This window comes from Mesorhizobium sp. M7A.F.Ca.US.006.04.2.1 (assembly GCF_004022915.1).
Taxonomy (GTDB): Bacteria; Pseudomonadota; Alphaproteobacteria; order Rhizobiales; family Rhizobiaceae; genus Mesorhizobium; species Mesorhizobium ciceri.
The window spans coordinates 1-4200 of record NZ_RZQA01000576.1; the positions used below are offsets into that span (position 1 = coordinate 1).

The 4200-nt window shown below is 63.2% G+C and carries 5 protein-coding genes and 1 tRNA gene; 3 read left to right on the forward strand and 3 right to left on the reverse strand.

Annotation, left to right across the window (positions count from 1 at the left end):
* The first annotated feature begins 143 nt into the window (after nt 1-143).
* Nucleotides 144-229, forward strand: a tRNA-Leu gene (locus EN925_RS25575).
* A gap of 95 nt (nt 230-324) precedes the next feature.
* Here the strand turns inward: EN925_RS25575 and EN925_RS25580 are convergent.
* From EN925_RS25580 to EN925_RS25590, 3 genes are read right to left on the reverse strand one after another with little or no spacing between them, the layout of a single operon-like run.
* On the reverse strand, nt 325-1773 hold the full coding sequence (locus EN925_RS25580) for an aromatic amino acid lyase (protein ID WP_127369839.1): 1449 nt from the start codon (nt 1771-1773) through the stop codon (nt 325-327).
* Nucleotides 1774-1799: 26 nt separating this feature from the next.
* On the reverse strand, nt 1800-2384 hold the full coding sequence (locus tag EN925_RS25585) for a GDYXXLXY domain-containing protein (RefSeq protein ID WP_027160417.1): 585 nt from the start codon (nt 2382-2384) through the stop codon (nt 1800-1802).
* The gene (locus EN925_RS25590) at nt 2381-3499 is read right to left on the reverse strand and encodes a DUF2157 domain-containing protein (RefSeq protein WP_127385714.1); all 1119 of its coding nucleotides are present in this window, start codon (nt 3497-3499) and stop codon (nt 2381-2383) included. The genes EN925_RS25585 and EN925_RS25590 overlap by 4 nt, the downstream gene beginning before the upstream one ends.
* Nucleotides 3500-3736: 237 nt before the next feature.
* Between EN925_RS25590 and EN925_RS25595 the strand changes: the two genes are divergently transcribed.
* Together EN925_RS25595 and EN925_RS25600 are read left to right on the forward strand one after the other, a co-directional pair.
* Nucleotides 3737-3877, forward strand: a complete 141-nt coding sequence (locus EN925_RS25595; protein WP_013531315.1) for a DUF1127 domain-containing protein — start codon at nt 3737-3739, stop codon at nt 3875-3877.
* A gap of 49 nt (nt 3878-3926) precedes the next feature.
* The gene (locus EN925_RS25600; protein ID WP_013531314.1) at nt 3927-4067 is read left to right on the forward strand and encodes a DUF1127 domain-containing protein; all 141 of its coding nucleotides are present in this window, start codon (nt 3927-3929) and stop codon (nt 4065-4067) included.
* Nucleotides 4068-4200: the final 133 nt, after the last annotated feature.

Here is a 4200-nt window from a genome sequence, read left to right on the forward strand (position 1 = left end):
CAGGCATCCTACCACTACCCGCCGCGCCGATAATTCCGTGATCGCGCCAGTATCATCAAGCCGCCCGGTCTGTTTGCACGTTCGGCGAACGCTCAACAACACGACTTGACGGCCTGTGTCTGGCGTCTGAAAAGGGCTGGCCTGCGGACGTGGCGGAATTGGTAGACGCAAGGGACTTAAAATCCCTCGATCTCTGATCGTACGGGTTCGATTCCCGTCGTCCGCACCACCCTTCGCTCTTCGAGCTTCGGGTGGCAGGCCACCTGAAGCTCGGCAGGTTCGTTCAGGCGCACCAATTTCACCGGCTACAGCTTGTCGGCATCTCTACGCCTCGAACACTTTCTCAGTGAACCATTCCGCCAACCTGGCAAGCTCCGGCCCCAGCACGCGATCGGCGCCGACAGGCGGCACGATAGCTCTGATTTGATCGACGAAGGAACGCAGTGTCGGCGGCGGCGTCCGTTCGGTGACGTGCAGCGCCTGCGAGGCGATCATTGCCAGCATCGCCATGGCGGCATCGACGCAGCGGCCGGCGGTTGCTTCCTTGGTCCATGCGAAGAACGCCGTCGTGGCGACGTCGTCCTGCCCCGCGCCAGCCGATTCCGTGCCCGGAATGAAGGTGCGCTGTGCGGCCAGCTTGGCCTGCTCAAGATAACCGGTGATCGCCATCGGCACATAGCCGACATTGCCATGGCCATCGCTGTCGGCTGAGTGACGTCCGGTCATCAGCAGATCCGGCAGCAGCGACACCTTGCCGTTCAGAAGCTTCGAGGCGTGGCGGTCGCAGAGCAGGCAGATGTCGGCCCATATCGCCGCCAGATCGTCCAGCGCCGGCGTTGCCATCGCATTGTGATAGCCGCCGGTCGAGATGCAGCGGCCGAGCCGATGTGCATCGTCGGGCGGGATGTAGACGGGATTGTCCGATACCGAGGCCAGCGACACATTGGCCGCCCGCTCGGCCGTCGCCAGCGCACGATGCGCCTGGCCGAGGACGCGCGGCACGATGCGGTAGCTGACCGGCGCCTGATAGTTGCGTCGCCCATCGCCGGCGCCAACCAGAAACTCCCGCAATCCCTGCAGGGCAGCCGTCTCATGCTCATCGCCCCAGAGCGTGTCGAGCGCCGCGTCATAGTGCTCGAGCGGCGCGCGAAACGCTTCGATCGACAGCGCGAACACTTTTTGCGCCATGCGGATGCGGCGGCGCCCCGCGAGCGCTGCGTCGGCCACCAAAGCGGCGGCGCAGGGCGAGCCGTTGATGAGCGAGCCGCGTTCCTTGACCTCGAGGTCGAAGCGCGTCGAAAGTTCTGCAAACAAGGGATAGAGCGCCAGGATCTCACCGGCGCCGCCCTGGCCGGAGGCCGGCACGACAGGCATCGGCTCACCGTCGAGCATCGCGGCCACGGCTAGCGCGATGCGCGGCGTGGTGGCGGCGTTGCCCTCGATGAAGTTTGTCAGACGGGCAAGCACGATCGCCCTGACCACGCGATCCGGCAAGGGATCGCCGAACGAGGTGGCGGCGGCAAACGCCTTGATGCGCGCATGGCGATCACGCTCGTCAGGTTCGAGCTTTCGGCTTGCCAATTCCCCCATGGCGGTTGTGACGCCATAGATGACCGGTGGCGGATCGGATTCGATCAGCTTCAGAAACGAGGCGCGGCATTCGGCGATGCGCTGCAAGGCCTTCTCGCTGATCTCCACCGTGTCCTTCTTCCAGGCGACGCGGAAGACAGTGTCGAGGTTGATGTCGTCACGCGTCGACAGGCTAACTGGCATGCTTCACACCATCGGAAATAAGGGACCTAGTAGAGTGGTTCCTCGAACAGCGTCTTGTCGCCGTCGACCAGCGCCTTGATCTGTGCGGTGCCGTCGCCGGCAAGCGCAAGACGGATGCCGAATGGCCGCACCCGCATGTCGTTCTGGATCGCCATCCCCTCGCCTTCCGGCAGATAGAAGCGCTCGATGCCATAGTCCGGCGCGATGGTCGCCTCTTCGCCGCGAAGGTCCCAGCCTTCGGCGATGTGGCCTAGAATATCGGCCTCGTCGGCGGTTGCCATCGTTGGCGCCTTGCCGAACCAGGCGGCCGTCGGCTGCCAATAGCCGTCGGCGCCCTTCTTCAGGCGCACCACAATCGACGTATCGTCGCTTGAAAATTTGTCGGGCGGAATGTTGGCGATCATTTTCACCGGTATGCGTGAAATCTCGTAGCCCAGGATAATATAGTCGCCGCGCAGGAGGTCGCGCGGATCGACGGGTTCGATCTTCAGCAGCACTTCCTTGCCGTTGCGCAGGATCGCCGCCCGGCCGGCGATGATCCAGCTCAGGAAGCCTATCTGGACGAGCGCCACCACCAGCGCCGAGATGACAAGCCTTTTCCCGGTGATCATGCCGTGGCTCCCTTGGCGTCTGGGCCCTTCATGCGTTTTTCCACGCGGATGATGACGATCGCGAGGATGCCGAGCAGCACCGCGGCGGCCAGGAAGAAACCGGCCGTATCGAGCATCGATTGCAGGGTCACGACATAGATGATGGCGAGTTCGAAGGCGAAGCCGAGATAGGCAAGCCAGCGTAGCCCACGGCTCTCCCGTCCTGCCAGCACGATCGCGGCGACAACACCGGCCAGCGCGATCGCCGAAGCGAGGGCAAAACCGCTGTTGTAGGTGCTCTCGTCGGCGAGTTCGAACTGGATCATTGCGAGGCCGGTGAGGAAGCCGAGCAGCGCGTGCAAGGGCAAGCGGCCGCCGAGTTGCACGACCCGGTCGACCGGGCCAGGCGCGAAGACCGAGGCCGCGAACAGCAGCGCCGAGGCGACGACCAGCGGGATCGCCACCTGCAGCGTGTCGTGGTTGGTGACCAGCAGCATAAGATAGAACAGCACCGACAGGATAATCAGGTGGCGCGCCGCCTGGCTGCGGGTCCAGAACGAGACGGCAAACAGCACGATCGCCATGACGACGAAGCCGTGCGGAAAATCGCTGCGGCTGTAATAGTCGAAGCCTTTGAGGAACAGCCAGGCATCGGCGATGCCGACCGAAGCCACCGTCAGCGGGTTCGATCGCAGCGCAACCGCCGCCAGCGCCGTGCCGGCTCCCCAGGTCACCAGAGCCGAGGCCTCGTCGCCCGAGAGATGATACATCTGGCCGATCAGCGCGATCGAGCCGCCGAAAGCCGCGGCCGCCACGATCCACAGCGCTTCCCCGATTGCCGCATGGTCGCGGGCCTTCAGCACCGCGCCGCCGACATAGCCGCCAAGGATGACGGCAAACAGCGCCGCCACGCGCGCCAGCCTCGGGATCGCGTCCCAATTGGCGGCGACGAAAATCAGGATGGCGGCGCCGAACAGCAAGGCGGCCATCATAGCCAGGATCGAGCCGAAGCTCAGCGACTTGCGCTCGTTGGCCTCGACATCGCGCGCCAGCGAATCGGCCGTCGCGGCGTCGATCATGCCGGCCTGCTGCCAGCGCGCGATATCCGCCCTGACCCGCGACGAATAGCTCGCCATGCTGCTTCTCCCCCCAGTTTGGTCTTTTTTGCAGCCGATCCGGTCAAGCCGTTGGCGCTAAGGCATTTTCCGATTCGGGTTTCTTTGTGTCAGGTCCGTGAACGCGCGTTAATGCTGCATTGCACAATTTGCATTGCTGCCATGCAGCCATAGCGCTTTTAAATCGATATGGGTCCGCCTATTTATAGTTCGTACACAAACGGAATGATCCGCAAGAAAGACGAAACGAGAACTACCATGAACCTGATCCGCAACTACCGCAACTGGCGCCGCTACAGGGACACCGTGTCCGAGCTGAGCCGCCTGAGCAACCGTGAACTGACCGACCTCGGCATCAGCCGCAGCGACATTCCTTACGTCGCTCGCAAGGCGGTCTAATTCTTCGGACCGCGAATGGTCCGAACCAGTTTTGAAAAAGAGAACGACAATGAACCTGATCCGCAACTATCGTAACTGGCGCGTTTATCGCGAGACGGTTACCGAGCTGGGTCGCCTTTCGAACCGCCAGCTGCATGATCTCGGTATCGTCCGCGACGAAATCAAGATCATCGCCCGCCAGGCGATCTAGACAGAATTTCGCCAGGGTCGACCTCCTCCCCGACCTTGACGAATACGGTCACCCCTTACCTCCTCCCAAGGGTTGACCACCAAAACGGCGCCCGCCGCGGGAGGAGGTGCGGCGGGCGCCGGTTTTGTGGTCA